Below are 19,532 nucleotides of genomic sequence, written 5' to 3'. Positions count from 1 at the left end.
ACACAACGTTTACTAACCGGTACCACCACTTCCCCCCGCCCCCCCCGAACGCCGCCGACGTGGTGGCCGGGCTCGCGGCGGTGCGCCACCAGATCGCCCAGGCGGCCGAGGATGCCGAGCGCGACCCCGCCTCGGTCGCCCTGGTGGCGGTGTCGAAGACGATTCCCGCCGCGGGCATCCTGCCGGCGCTCGAGGCCGGGCAGCGCCTGTTCGGCGAGAACTACGTCCAGGAATCGAAGGCCAAGTGGCCAGCCCTGCGCGAGCGCTTCCCGGATGTGGAGCTCCACCTCGTCGGCCCGCTGCAATCCAACAAGGCCCGGGAGGCGGTGGAGCTGTTCGACGTCATCCACGGCCTCGACCGGCTCTCCCTCGCGGCGGCGCTCGCCAAGGAGATCGCGCGGGTCGGACGGGCGCCCAAGCTCCTGATCCAGGTCAATACCGGCGACGAGCCGCAGAAGGGCGGCATCTCCCCGGCCCAGGTCGACACCCTGCTCTCGGAGTGCCGCGAGACCCACGGCCTCGCGATCCAGGGGCTGATGTGCATCCCGCCCGCCGAGGCGCCGCCGTCGCCGCACTTCGCCCTGCTGGCCCGGATCGCCGAGCGCCACAACCTGCCGATCCTCTCCATGGGCATGAGCGCGGACTACCCCGCGGCCATCCAGATGGGCGCGACCCATGTCCGGGTCGGTACCGCGATCTTCGGCGCCCGCCCGCGCAGGGACTAGGGCGCCGCCTCGCACCGGCGCGGTCCACCGCCAGGGCGCCGGCCAAGGCCGCGAGCGCGCTCGGGCCGGGCCGGCGGGACCGGGCCCCTTGGCTCATCCGTGTCCATGCCCCTATGGAGGGCGCAGCGCCTCGGCAGCCGGCGCTCCGGAGCGATGCGCCATGGCCACCGACCCCACCCTTCGCCTCTCCGACGCCGTCGCGGCGGCCCTCGCCCGCCGCGGCGTCCATTACGGCTGGGCGGTGGCCGCCGTGACCTTCCTGACCATGCTGGTGACGGCGGGCGCCGTCGGGGCCCCCGGGGTGCTGATCCTGCCCCTGCAGAAGGAGTTCGGCTGGGACACGGCGACGATCGGCTCGGCGCTCGCCGTGCGCCTCATCCTGTTCGGTCTGATGGGCCCCTTCGCCGCCGCCCTGATGAACCGCTACGGCCCGCGCCGGATCGTGCTCCTGGCCCTGGCGCTCATCGCCGGCGGCCTGCTGGCCTCCTTAGGCATGACCCGGGTCTGGCAGCTCGTCCTGCTCTGGGGCGTGGTGGTGGGCATCGGCACGGGGCTCACCGCCCTGGTGCTGGGGGCGACGGTGGCGACGCGCTGGTTCTCGCGATCGCGCGGCCTCGTGGTCGGCCTCCTCACCGCCAGTTCCGCCACCGGGCAGCTCGTCGTGCTGCCCCTGCTGGCCGCCCTCACGGAGGCGCTCGGCTGGCGCGCCGCCCTCCTGGTGATCTGCGCGCTCCTCCTCGCGGCGGGCCTCGGCGTCCTCGCCCTGATGCGCGACCGGCCGGAGGATCTCGGGCTCGCGCCCTACGGCGAGACCCGTCCCCTCGCGCCCCCGGCCATGCCGGGACCGAGTGCGAACGGCGCCCTGTCCGCCCTGCGGGACGCCGCCGGCACCCGCGTGTTCTGGGTGCTGTTCGCCACCTTCTTCATCTGCGGGGCCAGCACGAACGGGCTGATCCAGACCCACTTCATCCCCCTCTGCGCCGATTACGGCATCGGGCCGGTGCAGGGGGCCAGCGTGCTCGCGGCCATGGGCGTGTTCGACTTCATCGGCACCGTGGCCTCGGGCTGGCTCTCCGACCGCTACGACAACCGCTGGCTCCTGTTCTGGTACTACGGCCTGCGCGGCCTCTCGCTGATGTTCCTGCCGTTCTCGGACTTCTCCTTCGTGGGCCTGTCGCTGTTCGCGGTGTTCTACGGCCTCGACTGGATCGCCACGGTGCCGCCCACCGTGCGGCTCACCGCGGCGCGGTTCGGGCGCGAGCGCGCCAACCTCGTCTTCGGCTGGGTCTTCGCCGGCCACCAGCTCGGCGCGGCGACGATCGCCTACGGGGCCGGCCTGTCGCGGACCGAACTCGCGAGCTACCTGCCGGCCTTCTTCGCCGCCGGGGCGCTCTGCCTCGCCGCCGCCGGGCTGATCCTCACCCTGGGCCGGCCGGCCCCGCAGGGTGTTCCCGCGGCCACACCGGCCCGCGCCTGAGCCGGGGGCCGGCCCGCCCCTGTAGGCTCTGGTCCGGATGATGCTTGGGACGGGCACCGATGTGCCGCCCTGGGTCCCGACCGATCCGTCCCAACCCCCTCCATGCCCGGCCGAATCGCCGGAAGGCCGCCGCGCCGCCCCCGTGGGGCGGGGCGACGGCCGTCGCATGGCCTGCGCCGGGGGATGCCCGGAAAAGCAGCAAATCTCTGGAAATGTCAGTGTGGGACCGGGGCGCGACCCTCAAGGCCCTGGACCTTCCGCTCAAGGTCTCGGCACTGTCCGACACAGCACCGCCACATTCACGGGCGCGCGCCCGCATGCCTGCCACGGGCGCTCGCCCGGATGCCCGATCACAGGGGACGACGACGCGATGAACTACAACTGGAACTGGGGCATCTTCTTCGAAGCCTCCCCGGAAGGCACCGGGACCTACGCGGACATGCTCCTCTCGGGCCTGATGTGGACGGTGGTGACGGCGCTCTGCGCCTGGGTCATCGCCTTCTTCCTCGGCTCGCTCATCGGCGTGATGCGGACCCTGCCTTCCAAGGTCGCCAACACCATCGGCACGACCTACGTCGAGCTGTTCCGCAACATCCCGCTGCTGGTGCAGATGTTCCTCTGGTACTTCGTCCTGCCGGAGGTGCTGCCCGAATCCTGGGGCGGCTGGATCAAGCAGCTGCCGAACGCGCCGTTCTACACGGCGGTGGTGTGCCTGGGCTTCTTCACCGCCTCCCGCGTCGCCGAGCAGGTGCGCGCCGGCATCCAGGCCCTGCCGCGCGGCCAGAAGATGGCCGGCACCGCCATGGGCCTGACGGTCTACCAGACCTACCGCTACGTGCTCCTGCCCAGCGCCTACCGGATGATCCTCCCGCCGCTGACCTCGGAATTCCTCAACAACCTCAAGAACACCTCGGTCGCTCTCACCATCGGCCTGCTCGAGCTCACCGCCCGCGCCCGCGCCATGCAGGAATTCTCGTTCCAGGTGTTCGAGGCCTTCACCGCCGCCACCGTCCTCTACGTCCTGATCAACGTCGTGGTGATCTTCACCTCCGGCTGGATCGAGCGCCGCGTCGCCGTCCCGGGCCATCGCTGAGGGTCCGCCCTCCGCCTCCTCATCCTCAAGGATCGCCGCGATGCTCGCGAATTTCGACTTCTCCGTCATCACCTCCGCGCTGCCGTACCTGTTCCTGGACGGCATGCGCTTCACCCTGACGCTGACGGCGCTCGCCGCCATCGGCGGCATCGTGCTCGGCACGCTCATCGCCATGATGCGGCTCTCCAGCATCCCGGTGATCCCGCTGGTGGCCAAGGGCTACGTCAACCTGATGCGGTCGCTGCCCCTCGTGCTGGTGATCTTCTGGTTCTACTTCCTGGTGCCCTATCTCGGGCAGTGGGTCACGGGCGCCGACCGGCCGATGACGGTGGGCGCCTTCACCTCGTCGCTGGTGACCTTCACCCTGTTCGAGGCGGCCTACTTCTCCGAGATCATGCGCGCCGGCATCCAGTCGATCCCCAAGGGGCAGGCGGCGGCGGCCTCGGCGCTGGGCCTGACCTACTTCGCCTCGATGCGCAGCGTGATCCTGCCCCAGGTGTTCCGCAACATGACGCCGATCCTGCTGACCCAGACCATCGTCCTCTTCCAGGACACCTCGCTGGTCTACGTCCTCTCGGTGACCGACTTCCTCGGCGCGGCCTCGAAGATCGCCCAGCGCGACGGCCGCCTCGTGGAAATGTACCTGTTCGCGGCCGTGGTCTACTTCGCGGTCTGCTTCGTGGCCTCCCTGGCGGTGCGCCGCCTCCAGAAGAAGATCGCCATCATCCGCTGACGCCCGGCCTCCCCTGTCCAGGCCTCCCCCGGACGAGGCGTCGCCGCACCCCAGACGAGGATTTCCGCCATGACCACGTCGCCCAACCCCACGTCGCTCAACACCGCCCAGGCCCCCGTGACCACGGGGCCCATGATCACCATGAAGTCCGTCAGCAAATGGTACGGCGACTTTCAGGTCCTCACCGATTGCAGCACCGCCGTGAACAAGGGCGAGGTGGTCGTGGTCTGCGGGCCCTCGGGCTCCGGCAAGTCGACCCTGATCAAGTGCGTCAACGCCCTCGAGCCCTTCCAGAAGGGCGAGATCGTCGTCGACGGCACGCCCGTACACGACAAGAAGACCAACCTGCCGAAGCTGCGGGCCCGGGTCGGCATGGTGTTCCAGCACTTCGAGCTGTTCCCGCACCTCTCCATCACGGAGAACCTGACCCTGGCGCAGCGCAAGGTGCTCAAGCGCGACGAGGACACCGCCCTCAAGACGGGCCTGGCACTCCTCGACCGGGTCGGCCTCTCGGCCCATGCCAAGAAGTTTCCCGGCCAGCTCTCGGGCGGCCAGCAGCAGCGCGTGGCCATCGCCCGGGCGCTCGCCATGAACCCGGTGGTGATGCTGTTCGACGAGCCGACCTCGGCCCTTGATCCCGAGATGGTCGGCGAGGTGCTCGACGTCATGGTGCAGCTCGCCCGCGAGGGCATGACCATGATGTGCGTCACCCACGAGATGGGCTTTGCCCGCAAGGTCGCGAACCGCGTGATCTTCATGGACAAGGGCGAGATCGTCGAGGACGCCACCAAGGAAGACTTCTTCGCCAACGCCCGCTCCGAGCGCGCCCAGAACTTCCTGTCGAAGATCCTGGTGCATTGAGCGCCGCGCGCCGGGTCCGGCGCCCCGAACGCTCCCCTGCCCCCGGCGCTCGCACGAGCCGGTTCCGCCGAGACGGAACCGGCTCGTCGTCGTTTCGACTCGGCTTCGCCCCGCCGGGCGCTCCCCTGCGCGGGCGGATCGTCCGGTACCCGGACGGTCCCGGCCCTGCTGTCCGAGCGCTGCGTCGCCCCCTCGCGGGCCAACGCCGTCGGCCCCGGTCTGGAAAGCCAGACAAAAAAATTCAAACCCGTAACAAATATCGCAGACCAAAAACCTTCGGCTCAGGCGAAGCCGTTGCCAGACAACGCGAAAAGCGATTGGGTGGAGTTGGCACGAACGCTGCTGGCGAACGCACGCTGCCGACGCGCGAACGCCGCTGAAGCGTGGCCAGCCAAAGGGCGGACGACGAGAGCCGCTGAAAAATCAAGGAGGATGCCATGGAGCGGAACCGCGACCTCGATCCCGTCGAGACGCAGGAATGGCTCGATTCGCTGGACGGCGTCCTCGACGTCGACGGGCCGGAGCGGGCCCACTACCTGATCGAGCAGGTGATCGACGGGGCCCGCAAGAAGGGTGCGCCCGTCCCGTATTCCGCCAACACCGCCTACCTGAACACGATCCTGCCCGAGAAGCAGGACCCGCATCCCGGCGACCGGGCGATCGAGCACCGCATCCGCTCGGCCATCCGCTGGAACGCCATCGCGATCATCCTGCGGGCGAACAAGGACTCGTCCGAGCTCGGCGGCCACATCGCCAGCTTCCAGTCGGCCGCGACCCTCTACGACACCGGCTTCATGCACTTCTGGCGGGCGGCCGACGCCAGCCACGGCGGCGACCTCATCTACGTGCAGGGCCACTCCTCGCCGGGCGTCTATGCCCGCGCCTTCCTGGAGGGCCGCCTCACCGAGCACCAGCTCCTCGGCTTCCGGCAGGAGGTCGGCGGCAAGGGCCTGTCGTCCTATCCCCATCCCTGGCTGATGCCGGATTTCTGGCAGTTCCCCACCGTCTCCATGGGCCTCGGCCCCCTGATGGCGATCTACCAGGCGCGCTTCCTGCGCTACCTGCACCACCGCAACCTCGCACAGACGGACGGCCGCAAGGTCTGGGCCTTCATGGGCGACGGCGAGATGGACGAGCCGGAGAGCCTCGGCGCCATCGCGCTCGCGGCCCGGGAAAAGCTCGACAACCTCGTCTTCGTCATCAACTGCAACCTGCAGCGCCTCGACGGCCCGGTGCGTGGCAACGGCAAGATCGTCCAGGAGCTCGAGGCCGATTTCCGCGGCGCCGGCTGGAACGTCATCAAGGTGCTGTGGGGCTCGGGCTGGGACGCCCTGATCCAGCGCGACGGCACCGGCATGCTGGCGCGCCTGATGGAGGAATGCGTCGACGGCGAGTACCAGGACTTCAAGTCGAAGAACGGCGCCTACATCCGCGAGCACTTCTTCGGGCGCTACCCCGAGACCGCGGCCCTGGTGGCCGACATGAGCGACGACGACATCTGGCGCCTCACCCGCGGCGGCCACGACCCGCGCAAGGTCTTCGCCGCCTACAGCGCCGCCTCCAAGCACAAGGGCCAGCCGACCCTCATCCTCGCCAAGACGGTCAAGGGCTACGGCATGGGCGAGTCCGGCGAGGGCCAGAACATCACCCACCAGCAGAAGAAGATGGGCGAGGCGGTGCTGCGCCAGTTCCGCGACCGCTTCCAGATCGACCTGAGCGACGACCAGCTGAAGGAGATCCCCTTCATCAAGTTCCCCGAGGGCAGCCCCGAGCACCGCTACCTGATGGCGCGGCGGGAAGCCCTGGGCGGCCCGCTCCCGGCCCGGCGGCGCACCTCGCAGGCCCTGGAGATCCCGCCGCTCTCGGCCTTCTCGGCCCAGCTCAAGGAGACCGCGGGCCGCGAGATTTCCACCACCATGGCCTTCGTGCGCATCCTCAACACGCTGCTGCGCGACAAGAACATCGGCAACCGCATCGTGCCGATCGTGCCCGACGAGAGCCGCACCTTCGGCATGGAGGGCATGTTCCGCCAGTTCGGCATCTTCTCCCAGGTCGGCCAGCTCTACCGGCCGGAGGATGCCAACCAGCTCATGTACTACAAGGAGGACAAGAACGGTCAGATGCTCCAGGAGGGCATCAACGAGCCGGGGGCGATGTCGTCCTGGATCGCGGCCGCGACCTCCTACTCGCATTCCGACGCGCCGACGATCCCGTTCTACGTCTACTACTCGATGTTCGGCTTCCAGCGGGTCGGCGACCTCGCCTGGGCGGCGGGCGACATGCGGGCGCGGGGCTTCCTCATCGGCGGCACCGCCGGGCGCACCACCCTCAACGGCGAGGGCCTGCAGCACGAGGACGGCCACAGCCACCTGATCTCGTCCACCATCCCGAACTGCGTCTCCTACGACCCGACCTTCTCCTACGAGGTGGCGGTGATCGTGCAGGACGGCCTGCGCCGGATGTATGCCGAGCAGGAGGACGTGTTCTACTACATCACCGTGATGAACGAGAACTACGAGCACCCCGGCATGCCGGAGGGCGCCGAGGCCGACATCATCAAGGGCATGTACCTCTTCAAGGACGGCCCGAAGGAGACGACCCAGGGCCACCGGGTCCAGCTCCTGGGCTCGGGCACCATCCTGCGGGAGGTCATCGCCGCGGCCGAGCTGCTGGAGCGGGATTTCGGGATCGCGTCGGACATCTGGAGCTGCCCGAGCTTCACCGAGCTGCGCCGCGACGCCATGGCGGCGGAGCGCTGGAACCTCCTGCACCCGCTGGAGGGCCGGCGCCTCTCCCACGTGGAGACCTGCCTGACCGGCCGCACCGGCCCGGTCATCGCGGCCACCGACTACATGCGCCTGTTCGCCGACCAGATCCGCACCTGGGTGCCCGGACGCTACCGCGTGCTCGGCACCGACGGCTTCGGCCGCTCCGACTACCGGGCCCGCCTGCGCGACTTCTTCGAGGTCAACCGGCACTGGGTCGTGGTGGCGGCCCTGCACAGCCTCGCCGAGGACGGCGTGATCCCGGCCCAGACCGTGGCGGACGCCATCGCCAAGTACGGCATCGACACGGACCGACCGGCCCCCTGGACCGTCTGATTCCGGCGCCGGCCGCCCGCCCGCGGCCGGCGCCCCGACCCTTTCCGCCATCATCGACGATAAGCGACCGCACGAGGGGGCCCGCGAGAGGCCTCGACTCAGAGCCAGGGAGAACGCGCAGTGGGCATCGAGATCCAGATCCCGGACATCGGCGACTTCAAGGACATCCCGATCATCGAGATCCACGTGAAGGAGGGCGATACGATCGGGCCCGACGACCCGCTGGTCTCGCTGGAATCCGACAAGGCGACCATGGACGTGCCCTCGCCGAGCGCCGGCGTGGTCGAGAAGATCCTGGTCAAGCTCGGCGACAAGGTCAGCGAAGGCTCGCCGCTCCTCGTGTTCAAGGGCGAGGGCGCCAAGGGTGATACGGCCGGCGCCGCGAAGGCCGCCGAGGCCCCGGCCGGCGCCGATGGCGCAGCCCTCGTGGCTAAGCAGGAGCCGGCCCCGAGCGCCGCTCCGAGCGCGCCCGCTCCGGCCGCCCCGGCCGGCAACCTCCCCGACTTTTCGCAGGTCCATGCCAGCCCCGGCGTGCGGCGCCTCGCCCGCGAACTCGGCCTCGACCTGACGGCGGTGAAGGGCACCGGCGAGAAGGGCCGGATCACCAAGGAGGACGTGAAGGGCCATCTCACCCGCTCGGCCGCCCCCGCGGCCGCCGGCACGGCGGCGTTCCAGGGCGGCGGCATGGGCATCCCGGAGATCCCGGCGGTGGACTTCGCCAAGTTCGGCCCGATCGAGACCCAACCCCTGTCGCGGATCAAGAAGATCTCCGGCGCGCACCTGCACCGGTCCTGGCTCAACGTGCCGCTCGTCACCCACCAGGACGAGTCGGACATCACCGAGACCGACGCCTACCGCAAGGAACTCGACAACGCCGGCAAGGAGCTCAAGGACAAGGGCTACCGCGTCACCCTGCTGGCCTTCCTGATCAAGGCCGCGGTCTCGGCCTTGCGCAAGCACCCCGAGTTCAACGCCTCGCTGTCGCCTGAGAAGGACGCCCTGATCCTCAAGCGCTACTACAACATCGGCGTGGCGGTGGACACGCCGGACGGCCTCGTCGTCCCGGTCATCAAGGATGCCGACCGCAAGGGCCTCGTCGAGATCAGCCGCGATCTCGGTGCGATCTCGGCCAAAGCCCGCGACGGCAAGCTCAGCGCGGCCGACATGCAGGGCGCCACCTTCTCGATCTCGAGCCTGGGCGGCATCGGCGGCACCGCCTTCACGCCGCTGGTCAACGCGCCGGAGGTCGCGATCCTGGGCGTCGCCCGCTCCAAGATGAGCCCGGTCTGGAACGGCACCGAGTTCGCGCCGCGCCTGATCGTGCCGCTCTCGCTCTCCTACGACCACCGCGTCATCGACGGGGCGCTCGCCGCGCGCTTCACCCGCCACCTCGCCCACGTCCTCGAGGACGTCCGGCGCCTCGTCGTCTGACGAAGGCCGGCCCACGCGACCCAACGAGCGAGGTGACCCGATGAGCAGCAACGACGTCCACCTGCCGGATATCGGCGACTTCAAGAACGTGCCCGTGATCGAGGTCAGCGTCGGCCCCGGCGCCGTGATCGCGGTCGACGACGTGATCATCGTGCTGGAATCCGACAAGGCCACCATGGACATCCCGTCCCCGGTGGCCGGCACGGTGGCCGAGGTGCGGATCAAGCCCGGCGACACGGTGAGCCAGGGCGACCTGATCCTGGTGATGGCCGAGGCCGCCGCCACCGGTGCGCCGAAGCCCACGGTGACGGACACCACCAAGGCGGGCGCGGGGGCGTCCGCAAACGGCGCGGGCGTCCCTGGCCACGCCCCGGGCGAGGGTCAGGCCGGCTACGGCTCCTCGGCCACCGCCACCGGCGGGGCGGCCCCGGCCCCGGCCCCGACGGCGGCGGCCCCCGTCTCCGGCGAGGCGATGCGGGCCCAGGTGCTCGTCATCGGGGCTGGGCCGGGCGGCTACACCGCCGCCTTCCGGGCGGCCGATCTCGGGCAGTCGGTGGTGCTGGTCGAGCGCTGGCCGAGCCTCGGCGGCGTCTGCCTCAACGTGGGCTGCATCCCCTCGAAGGCCCTGCTGCACGCGGCCAAGGTCATCGACGAGAGCCACGCCATGGCGGCGCACGGCATCTCCTTCACCGCGCCGCAGATCGACATCGACAAGCTGCGCGAATGGAAGGACGGGGTGGTCAAGCGTCTCACCGGCGGCCTCACCGGGCTCGCCAAGCAGCGCAAGGTCACGGTGGTGACGGGCGAGGCCCGCTTCGTCTCACCCCATCAGGTCGCGGTGGAGCACGAGGGCCGGACCCGCGTGATCGGCTTCGACCACGCCATCATCGCGGCCGGCTCCGAGCCCGTGCGGATGCCCTTCATCCCGCACGACGACCCGCGCGTCCTCGACTCGACGGGGGCGCTGGAGCTCGACGGGGTGCCGGCCCGCCTCCTCGTGATCGGCGGCGGCATCATCGGGCTGGAGATGGCCACCGTCTACCACGCGCTGGGCTCGAAGGTGACCATCGTCGAGCTGATGGACCAGATCATCCCGGGTGCGGACAAGGACATGGTCACGCCGCTGATGAAGCGGATCGCGAAGCAGTACGAGGCGATCCACCTCAAGGCCAAGGTCACCGCCGTGGAGGCGACCCCGGCGGGGCTGAAGGTCTCGTTCGAGGGCGGCACGGCGCCGGCCAGCGACACCTTCGACAAGGTGCTGGTCTCGGTGGGGCGGCGCCCCAACGGCCAGCGCATCGGCGCGGAGGCGGCGGGGGTCGCCGTCGACGGGCGCGGCTTCATTCCCGTGGACCGGCAGATGCGCACCAACGTGCCCCACATCTTCGCCATCGGCGACGTGGTCGGCCAGCCGATGCTGGCCCACAAGGCGACGCACGAGGGCAAGGTCGCGGCCGAGGTCGCCGCCGGCAAGTCCAGCGCCTTCGACGCCAAGGTGATCCCCTCGGTGGCCTACACGGACCCCGAGGTGGCCTGGGTCGGCATGACCGAAAACGAGGCCAAGGCGAAGGGCATCAAGGTCGGCAAGGGCGTGTTCCCCTGGGCCGCCTCCGGGCGCTCCCTGGCCCTGGGGCGCGAGGAGGGTTTGACCAAGGTCCTGTTCGACCCCGAGACGGACCGCATCCTCGGCTGCGGCATCGTCGGCCCGTCGGCCGGCGACCTCATCGCGGAGGCGGCCCTCGCCATCGAGATGGGGGCGGATGCCGAGGATATCGGCCTGACCATCCATCCGCACCCGACCCTGTCGGAGACGATCGGCTTGGCGGCGGAGGCCTTCGAGGGCACCATCACGGACCTCTACATGCCCCGGAAGGACGGGCCGAAAAAGGCCGGTCACTGAGGCCGGGCGTTCGCGCCGCGGCTTCGGGATCGGCAGCGCCTTCGGGACGGGCGCCGCATCGGGAAGACAGGACCGCGCCACGACCGGCGCGGTCCGCGCGGAGCCCGTCCCGGCTCCGGCTTCGGGAGACCCGCGGATGTCATCGAACGAGCCCGAGACCACACCCGATTCCCGCCCCGAGCCCGGCCCGGCCCCGGAGCCCGGCCCGGCACCCGAGACAGACCCAGCTCTCCGGCGCGCCGAGGCCGCCCGCGACGCCGTCACGGAGGCCCTGGAAGACCATCTGGATCGCCTCGCCGCCCTGGGGCGGACGGCCCGCACGGACATCGACGCCGACCTGCAGGCCGCTGGCCGGCTGGTGGCCTGCACCACCCACCGGCAGCTCGCCGCCAACCTCGCCCTGGTGGAGGGCCTGATGGCCGCGCGGACCCTGTCCGCGACACTCCAGCTCCAGCAGGATTTTCTGCGCCGGCAAATGGACTGGGCCCTGGGCGATTGGGAGCGGATGCGGGCCCAGGCCCTCGACCTGCTGAAGGAGGGCCGCCAGGGAGCGGAGGAGCCGGATGCGGGTCCGCCCGTCTCCGGTGCGGGCCGACGCTCGTCCTGAACCCAGGACGAGAGGCCGGACCACGAGATCGCGGTGGTGCAGGCCTTTCCACCGCCGGCGTTTCCGGATTGCACGCCTCCGGCGCTCCGGAACGACGGCGCGGGGAAGGCCGCCTACGTTGGGAATGCCCGATCGGGTCCCCGGAACAACCGAGCCGGGACGAGCAGGAAAAGCCGGCTACACGCTTACTGAGCCGGCAATTCTTCTTGGGATCTGCCGAGCCAGCCGCCTTTCGGCAGGGAGCGTGCACGCCCGTCCCACGCCGCCTCGGCCCCGTGGGAGGAGAGAGGCGGATGCGATGATCGCTAGCCTGGCCCCGGTTGCCGGGGCGATCGGGGGGAATCGGCGAGCCTCGCCGCCCTGCGGGCCCGCGCGGCGTTCGAACGAGGCCCAGAACCGCCCTCCCGAAGGGATCCAGCGAATTTGGCCTGAACCCGGTCAGCCGATCCGCATCCGGGTGCCCGGGCCGACCCGGCGCAGGAGGCGGACGAGGTCGGCCCGGCGTAGGGCGACGCAGCCCTCGGTGGGCAGGAAGCCGCCCCGCGCCACGTGCAGGAAGATCGCCGAGCCGCGGCCGGGCCGGATCGGACCGCGATTGTGGTCGAGGTCGACCACGAGGTCGTAGAGCCCGTCCTCCCGCCACATCCGCTCGTGCCCGACCCCCGGCGCGGGCAGGCGGATCGGCCGGTTGTAGCGCCGGTCGCGGGCGTCGTCGCACCAGCCGTCGCCGGGGGCGCTCGGGCGCAGGGGGAGGGGGCTCGCCGGCCGGCTCCCGAAGTGGTCCGGCCGGTAGACCCCGCCGCGCAGGCGGACCGTGCCCCGGGGCGAGGCGCCGTCGCCCTCGCGCTTCACCTGCACGATCCCGCTCCGCCCGAGGGCACAGGGGATGATGGCGGCGCCCGCGAGGAGCTGGCCCCGGCTCCGGTCCGTCACCAGGGCGCGGACGCGCAGGCGGAGGAGGGTGGTGGGCGTCGGGGGACGCTGCCGCGTCGAGGTCGGGGTCCGCTTCATGGGGCGCTTATCGCGCGGGCCCGCGCGGCTGCCAAATCCGCCCGGCCCCATCCGGCCGCACCCCGCGCGGAACGGCGACGGGACCAATTGGCTGCTACATCCGCTGAAACTTTTCTTGGGGCTTCACCGTTTCCGCAGTGTTAGGCTGCGCACAACCGTATTGTGCGCAGCCCGGATTGTTGGTTTAATGACCCCGGTGTGATTTCCTGACGGCAAGACGATGCCCGCGTGTCATCATCGTGCCTCGGGATCGCGGCGTCACCGTCGATCCTGTCTCTCACCGCCCGCCCGCGGACCCGAACACCGCTGGCGGATCCTGCAAACTGCCTGAAAGTCCTTCGGTCGATGCCGAATACCCATCGCCTGCTGATCTGCGACGACGATGCCTCGCTGCGCGAGACGCTGATGGAGCAGCTCGATCTCTACGACGAATTCACCGTGCTGACCGCCCTGGACGGACAGAGCGCGATCACCCGCGTCACGGAGGATCGGATCGACCTGGCGGTGATGGATGTCGGCCTGCCCGACATGGACGGGCGCGAGGCCGTGCGGGCCATGCGCCGCGGCGGCTATCGCGGCCCCGTCATCATGCTGACGGCGCAGGATTCCGAGGACGACACCGTCGAGGGCCTGGAGGCGGGCGCCAACGACTACGTCACCAAGCCCTTCAAGTTCGCCGTCCTGCTGGCGCGCATCCGCGCCCACCTGCGCAGCCACGAGGCCAGCGAGGACGCGGTGTTCCAGATCGGCCCCTACACCTTCCGGCCCGGCGCCAAGCTCCTGGTGGGCGAGCGCGGCTCGAAGCTGAAGCTCACCGAGAAGGAGACCGCGATCCTGCGCTTCCTCTACCGGGCCGGGCGCGAGGTGGTCGGCCGCGACACGCTGCTGGCCGAGGTCTGGGGCTACAACGCCCAGGTCACCACCCACACCCTCGAGACGCACATCTACCGCCTGCGCCAGAAGATCGAGCCGAACCCGGCGCTCGCCGCGATCCTCGTCACCGAGGGCGGCGGCTACAAGCTGCTGCCGTAGGGGAGCGTCCGGCGATCCCGGCCCCCGCACGGGGGAGCGCACGGGGGCGTCGACCTCCGGCGGCGACGCGTCCGGGCCTGCCTCGGCGCGGCGTCCCCGCCGTTTCGCCCGCCGGCCGGTTCGGCTAAGCTCCCCCGACAGCGCGGCCAAGGACGGGACGGCAGGTGGGGCTCGACGACGACATCGCGATTCTGAGCGCCGCGCCGCTGTTCGGCTTCCTGGGCCGGGATGCCCTGCGCCTGCTCTCCTTCGCCGCCGAGCGCCGCAGCCTCGCGGCGGGCGAGCGCCTGTTCGCGCGCGGGGAGCGCGGCGACGGCGGCTTCGTGGTGATGTCGGGCACCCTGACGCTGACCCCGCGGGGGGACCGTGCGTCCCCCGTCACGGTCGGGCGCTCCAGCCTGATCGGACGCCTGGCCCTGTTCCAGCGCGGCGAGCGTCCCTGCGACGCCGACGCGGCGAGCCCCGCCGAGGTGGTCCGCATCACCCCGACCCTGATGCGCCGGGTGCTGGAGGAGTTTCCCGACGCCGCCCGCGCAATCCACGGCGAGCTGCGCGCCGATCTCGCCGCGTTCGCGGGCGACCTCGTCCGCCTCGGCGACCGGTTCGACCGCATCGCGCCGTAGCCGCCTGCATCCGGTCGCGCGCCCCGTCCGGGGCGGCCCACGGCTTTCGCCCCCGATCCGGTGACGGAGCCGGCGCGGGGCCCTCGTCACCGCCGCCGCAGGTCCGCGGACCGTCGCGGTCGCGATGCGCCGGCGGGGCGCCCGTGGCGCGGGCCGTCGAGGGATCTTCGATTCCCACAGGCTATAGGCCTAGTCGAGCCCGGACAAAGACACTAAGTCCGACTCGGCCCCAGGCTCCTGATCCGTCCGACGGGATGGAGGGAGCCTGTCGCGTCATCGGTGATCATCGATCAGATTGAGGATACACTGTCATGAACGGCGTCAAAATGGTCCTGGCCGGATGTCTCGTCAGTGGTTGGGCGTGGCTCGCGGTGCCCGCGCAGGCTCAGGAGAGCCTGCGGACGGCGATCGTCGCGCAACACGCCGCCCATAGCGCGAATGTTCGCGCCATTCAGTCTCGCAGAGACGTGCATGCCGCGAACGTTGCTGCGCTCCACGGTGATTTCGGTGCGGCGCGGGTGTTCTCGCACGCCGCCGCCGTCCGGCAGGCGCAATCCGACGGAGACGCCCGGTTCGCGGATCGCGCCGATCGGGCCGCGCGCATCCAGCGCTTCTACGGGGAGTGAACGACGGTCGCCCCCGGCTCGGTCGCCCGCGACCCCCTCGGGGGCGGTCCGAGCCGGGGCCTCGCCCCGGAGCGAGGCCGACCGTTGTGAGGGTCGAACCGCCTCGCGGAAACCCTTTGTGATGGAATCGGGCGCATGCTCGGCCGGACGTGACATCCGGCGCCCGTGACTCCCCGGTTCGGGCTCACGGGCCCGGGCCCCGTGCGCCTCCGGGCCCGGGTCGTCGCCCGGCGGAGGGGCATGCGATGGCGGAGCGCCAGGAGGATCAACCGATGAGCCGGAGGACGCAGACGGCGGCCGTCGCCTTCTTCGCCCTGGCGGTCATGGGCGCGGGCTACCTGATCTACGAGCAGTCGACCCGCCTGCTGGTCTGCTACGAGACCAACGCCACCCTGCCCGACGAGGCCTATGTCGACATCATGATCCGCGACATCGTCAGGAACGGCGATCACGGCGGACGGGCCTATGCCAACCGGCTCGACTATCTCGGGGACAAGACCGAGTGCTGCACCATCGAGCGGGTGCCCAGCGCCATCGCCGAGGGGCGCCCGGGCCGGCGCGAGGTCGCCGTCTCGGCCAAGTACTACAACACCGCCATGAGGGACTACTTCCTCATCGAGCGCCGCTACGACGCCTGCGGCCATGCCAGCGCCAAGCCCATGACGACCGGCTGAGCCCAGCCGGCTGAGCCCGTCCGGATGGGACGGCCGCCCGGGCCGCCCCACGGACCGCAGCCGCGAAGGTGACAGGCCGGACGGGCTTTTGTAAGCACGGGGCCCGTCCCGATCCGTTGCCGGAACCTGCCCCATGTCGCACCCCGCGTCCCCCACCGACCTCGCCGCCACCATCGAGACCGCCTGGGAGGAGCGCGCCGGCATCGACACCGGCACCAAGGGCGCCGTGCGCGAGGCCGTCGACGCGGCCCTCGACCTCCTGGATTCCGGCAAGGCCCGGGTCGCCGAGAAGGTCGGCGACGACTGGCAGGTCAACCAGTGGCTCAAGAAGGCGGTGCTGCTCTCCTTCCGCCTCAACGACATGGAGATCATCCATGGCGGCCCCGACGGCGCGACCTGGTGGGACAAGGTGCCCTCGAAGTTCGAGGGCTGGAAGAAGAAGCAGTTTCGCGAGGCCGGCTTCCGGGCCGTGCCCGGCTGCGTCGTGCGCCGCGGCTCCTACATCGCCCCCGGCGCCGTGCTGATGCCGAGCTTCATCAACCTCGGCGCCCATGTGGGCGAGGGCACCATGGTCGACACCTGGGTCACCATCGGCTCCTGCGCCCAGGTGGGGAAGAACTGCCACATCTCCGGCGGCGCCGGCATCGCGGGCGTGCTCGAGCCGCTCCAGGCCAACCCGGTCATCATCGAGGACAACTGCTTCATCGGCGCCCGCGCCGAGGTGGCCGAGGGCGTGATCGTCGGCGAGGGCAGCGTGCTCTCCATGGGCGTCTACATCGGCGCCTCGACCAAGATCATCGACCGGACCACCGGCGAGGTGATGTACGGCCGCGTGCCGCCCTACTCGGTGGTGGTCTCCGGCACCACGCCGGGCAAGGACCTGCCCGACGGCAGCCCCGGCCCGGGCCTGTACTGCGCGGTGATCGTCAAGCGCGTCGATGCCGGCACCCGCGCCAAGACCGCCATCAACGAACTCCTGCGCACCTGATCCCGGGGGCGTCGCCGGGTCGCTCGACCGGGGGCCGCGACCTGATGGGGCAAATGTGCCGAGAAGCGCCGTAGGTCGGAGCTTGCGTCTTCGCCTGCAACGGCAAAATGGATGGGCAGGGCCTTATCAACGGACTTTTCGCCAGGCGCGAGGAACTAACTCGGATGAGCTACGCAAGGGCAGGCGAGCCGTTGACGGCTCGCCAGTCGGCGCTTCTCGTGTGCCAGACGGGGGGCCGGGATCGACGCTTGCCGGCCGATGTCACGTGCCGCCTCGGCTGCGTACCCAGGAAGAGGCGCGCGAACCGGATGGCGGATGGGGAGCAAGCGGGGCAGGGTCGGCGAGCGGAGTGTTACTCGGCGGAGTGACAATTTCCTCGCCACTGCCACATGAGGCCAAAACAAGAAAAGGCCCCGCTTCCGCAGGGCCTCCTAAATACGATCGACTTTGATAGAACCTATGCCGACTGAACCCGGCGGAATTGATCGCTGCCATGGTTTTCGGGACCGCGATACGCGCGCAATTTCGCTTTTTGCTCAGCCGAAAGGCTGTCAAAAAAACTCGTCATGGGACGAGACTTGGAGAGCATCTCCGGCTCGGAGGGCTGTTTGACATCCAGCGGAGCCCGACGGAACGGCCCAAGGAGGCGTGCTAAGGTTTCCATTAGGGGATCTCCCGTCGGTAATATGCCTCTTGGCCCCTTGGAGTTGCAAGCTCGAAATTAAAAATGTCGCGGTAGAGTTCTTCCAGGCGGGAATTCACGGGCTGCACGCGGATCTCTTTCCGGCCATTGATCTGGGCGTAATTTTGCGCCGCCTCTATGGCGATAAGAGCGCGGTATCCCGCCAGCGGGCACTCTGGATCAGGCTGTCCTTCCAGAAAAATAATGGTGGCGGCGGCGCTCGATAATGTTGTGAGCGCGAGCCCGCACAAACGGTTGCCAACCCACATGGACAAATCGAGCCGGTCGGGCTCGTTGTGGTAGCGGCTATGGATCAGGTCCCAATCCCAAGGCTCTGCAGAGCGACGGTCGCCACCTCTCCATTGGGCTTTCCACGCCTCGGACGATCGCCTGCTCCATCCCGAAAGATGGAGATCGACACCTAATCCGACCGATATTCTTTGGGCCGCGGCCAAGCGGGCTGAGTCACAGCGCGGAAGATATCGCGCCCTTGCGATTGCGGACACTTATGGAGGCTCAATCTGGAAGGCCGCTTTTATGACCACCCACGGATGGGGCCAAAGGGGGCTTGGACATTGGAGGGCGCTGGCTGATAATTTTAAGGCACGTTTTTGGGTTGCGCACCCCCTCCCGTCTGCTGCGGACGCATCGTCTGCGACCCCGTGTATTTTTGCCCCGCCAAATCGTTTTGCGCCCTGCCAGTGGCGCTTCCCCGCACGGCTGGCCTTAAGGCGGCGGTCCTTGCGATCCTCTTTGCGGTTCCTGGGGCTCACGGTGCCGCCGAAGTCGACGCCGTCGATCTCGACCTTGCCCTGAACCTACGTGCAGTTCATCGAGAAATTGGCAGCCATCGGAGTGAAAGAGACCGAGCCGAACATTCGCAACTAGCCGACGCGTGGGAAGTTTACCGAAGTGTTATGTTCCAGTTATTAATTGCAATTTTTTTGATTTTACTCAGTATTAAATAGACTAGCTTGGCGTGTATTTGGGGCCGGAACGAATCTAATAACTTTCTTGATTTTATACGATGGTTCTTTGGGTTTGTTTTGTGCATCAAAGGCTGTCGTTACCTCCAGAATAACTTGGTATGCATCTTCCGATAGGGCGCCGCCTCGATCCAAGGCATCTTGCGAAATACTAGTTTCGGTAATATCAACATAGACCTTATCTTTACCGAGACGAAATCGCCAGCTGGTTGCCTTTGGGTCATACACGGGTGAATATACGCTTAACCACGCAGGGGTTTCTTCTACCTCTGGTTCATTTACCTCTTTGCTTTCTTCGATGCCCTGCACACATGAAGCAGCAATATCTGTAACCTCTTTGGGCGAAAAATCTTCTGCTATGCTGCCAGCTTCATTGCTGACGCGCATAGTTTCAAATCCGTCTTGGCCGAGAGGTAGAAACGCATCCTGCGTCGCGCGCAACGCTTTGGCGTTTCTAGATAAGTTGTAGATCTCGGGCGTTAGATAAACGCTATTATTGTCGCCTTTTATTGTAACTTTTATGGTTCCGCTTGTTGATGTGTCGGTTTTTTCTTCAATTATATCGCGACCTCTGCGCCATTGTAGGTATTTAAGGAAGGTAATCCCGCCGCCAGCCACCACTCCGCCACCGACAAGGGGACCTTTGATGAGTCCGACCCACTCCAGCACCTCCTTAGCTGTTTTCACCTGATCCAGACCAAGAAATAGCTTGGTCTGCTCATATAGGCCCACTACTAGCTCGAAATTTATATTGAAGCATTTATGCTCAAAATCTGAAACAACTAGAACTTTTGTTATCGATTTTTTCCCGTTAAATTCGACGTTCGCCTCGCGAAGAAGCTTCCCAAAAGCCATGAGGGCGGGCGCAAGATTGCGAACATCAATCGAATGATCGTCTGCGCGGCAGGGTCTGTCGTCGCCTGAACGGATTGGTTTGGCTTTCGTTTTCGTCTCTCTGATGCAGGAGGGACGATGCTGAGCG

At 68.5% G+C, this 19,532-nt stretch carries 16 protein-coding genes and 2 pseudogenes; 14 read left to right on the top strand and 4 right to left on the bottom strand.

All coding sequences use genetic code 11. From position 1 onward, the window contains the following. Positions 1 to 59 precede the first annotated feature (59 nt). The 9 genes and pseudogenes from AC6EUL_RS21760 (at position 60) to AC6EUL_RS21720 (ending at position 11,928) form a co-directional block, all read left to right on the top strand. A complete protein-coding gene (locus AC6EUL_RS21760; protein WP_499872639.1) occupies positions 60 to 725 on the top strand; it encodes a YggS family pyridoxal phosphate-dependent enzyme in 666 nt (221 codons plus the stop codon). Between the two features lie 160 nt (positions 726 to 885). Then, positions 886 to 2,202: an MFS transporter gene (locus AC6EUL_RS21755; protein WP_499872637.1), complete on the top strand. Its 1,317-nt coding sequence runs from the start codon at positions 886 to 888 to the stop codon at positions 2,200 to 2,202. 370 nt (positions 2,203 to 2,572) lie between these two features. Further along, positions 2,573 to 3,295, top strand: a complete 723-nt coding sequence (locus tag AC6EUL_RS21750) for an amino acid ABC transporter permease (protein ID WP_056218421.1) — start codon at positions 2,573 to 2,575, stop codon at positions 3,293 to 3,295. A gap of 40 nt (positions 3,296 to 3,335) precedes the next feature. Continuing rightward, complete coding sequence (locus AC6EUL_RS21745) at positions 3,336 to 4,028, top strand: amino acid ABC transporter permease (protein ID WP_056218418.1); 693 nt, start codon at positions 3,336 to 3,338, stop codon at positions 4,026 to 4,028. Positions 4,029 to 4,160: 132 nt separating this feature from the next. Beyond that, complete coding sequence (locus tag AC6EUL_RS21740) at positions 4,161 to 4,889, top strand: amino acid ABC transporter ATP-binding protein (RefSeq protein ID WP_056219417.1); 729 nt, start codon at positions 4,161 to 4,163, stop codon at positions 4,887 to 4,889. Positions 4,890 to 5,326: 437 nt separating this feature from the next. Continuing rightward, positions 5,327 to 7,990: a pyruvate dehydrogenase (acetyl-transferring), homodimeric type gene (aceE, locus tag AC6EUL_RS21735; protein ID WP_499872634.1), complete on the top strand. Its 2,664-nt coding sequence runs from the start codon at positions 5,327 to 5,329 to the stop codon at positions 7,988 to 7,990. A gap of 99 nt (positions 7,991 to 8,089) precedes the next feature. Beyond that, a pseudogene (gene aceF, locus AC6EUL_RS21730) lies at positions 8,090 to 9,421 on the top strand (dihydrolipoyllysine-residue acetyltransferase); the annotation flags it as partial. A 40-nt stretch (positions 9,422 to 9,461) separates the two neighbouring features. After that, positions 9,462 to 11,321, top strand: coding sequence for a dihydrolipoyl dehydrogenase (gene lpdA / locus AC6EUL_RS21725; protein ID WP_499872632.1), 1,860 nt, complete (start codon positions 9,462 to 9,464; stop codon positions 11,319 to 11,321). 136 nt (positions 11,322 to 11,457) lie between these two features. Beyond that, the gene (locus tag AC6EUL_RS21720) at positions 11,458 to 11,928 is read left to right on the top strand and encodes a hypothetical protein (RefSeq protein WP_499872630.1); all 471 of its coding nucleotides are present in this window, start codon (positions 11,458 to 11,460) and stop codon (positions 11,926 to 11,928) included. 438 nt (positions 11,929 to 12,366) lie between these two features. On the opposite strand, the gene AC6EUL_RS21715 is transcribed toward AC6EUL_RS21720, so the two are convergent. Beyond that, positions 12,367 to 12,939, bottom strand: coding sequence for a L,D-transpeptidase family protein (locus AC6EUL_RS21715; RefSeq protein WP_499872628.1), 573 nt, complete (start codon positions 12,937 to 12,939; stop codon positions 12,367 to 12,369). A 345-nt stretch (positions 12,940 to 13,284) separates the two neighbouring features. On the opposite strand from AC6EUL_RS21715, the gene AC6EUL_RS21710 reads away from it, so the two are divergent. The 5 genes from AC6EUL_RS21710 (at position 13,285) to dapD (ending at position 16,882) form a co-directional block, all read left to right on the top strand. Further along, positions 13,285 to 13,971: a response regulator transcription factor gene (locus AC6EUL_RS21710; protein ID WP_056218401.1), complete on the top strand. Its 687-nt coding sequence runs from the start codon at positions 13,285 to 13,287 to the stop codon at positions 13,969 to 13,971. A 164-nt stretch (positions 13,972 to 14,135) separates the two neighbouring features. Then, positions 14,136 to 14,594: a cyclic nucleotide-binding domain-containing protein gene (locus tag AC6EUL_RS21705; RefSeq protein ID WP_056276444.1), complete on the top strand. Its 459-nt coding sequence runs from the start codon at positions 14,136 to 14,138 to the stop codon at positions 14,592 to 14,594. A gap of 311 nt (positions 14,595 to 14,905) precedes the next feature. Beyond that, the gene (locus AC6EUL_RS21700) at positions 14,906 to 15,220 is read left to right on the top strand and encodes a hypothetical protein (protein ID WP_499872625.1); all 315 of its coding nucleotides are present in this window, start codon (positions 14,906 to 14,908) and stop codon (positions 15,218 to 15,220) included. A gap of 272 nt (positions 15,221 to 15,492) precedes the next feature. Next, complete coding sequence (locus AC6EUL_RS21695; RefSeq protein WP_156389744.1) at positions 15,493 to 15,894, top strand: hypothetical protein; 402 nt, start codon at positions 15,493 to 15,495, stop codon at positions 15,892 to 15,894. Positions 15,895 to 16,027: 133 nt separating this feature from the next. After that, entirely contained in the window at positions 16,028 to 16,882 is an 855-nt protein-coding gene (gene dapD, locus AC6EUL_RS21690; protein WP_056218385.1) for a 2,3,4,5-tetrahydropyridine-2,6-dicarboxylate N-succinyltransferase, read from the top strand. 663 nt (positions 16,883 to 17,545) lie between these two features. Here dapD and AC6EUL_RS21685 read toward each other — a convergent pair. The 3 genes and pseudogenes from AC6EUL_RS21685 to AC6EUL_RS21675 all read right to left on the bottom strand — a co-directional run. Continuing rightward, on the bottom strand, positions 17,546 to 17,833 hold the full coding sequence (locus AC6EUL_RS21685) for a hypothetical protein (protein ID WP_499872623.1): 288 nt from the start codon (positions 17,831 to 17,833) through the stop codon (positions 17,546 to 17,548). A gap of 435 nt (positions 17,834 to 18,268) precedes the next feature. Further along, positions 18,269 to 18,382: pseudogene (locus AC6EUL_RS21680) on the bottom strand (IS1595 family transposase); the annotation flags it as partial. Positions 18,383 to 18,514: 132 nt separating this feature from the next. Next, on the bottom strand, positions 18,515 to 19,532 hold a 1,018-nt coding region (locus tag AC6EUL_RS21675), incomplete at its 5' end, for an LAPAL motif-containing putative phage structural protein (protein WP_499872621.1).

It is taken from the genome of Methylobacterium sp. 001424705, assembly GCF_059816145.1.
This window is presented reverse-complemented; position numbering and strand designations above follow the sequence as displayed.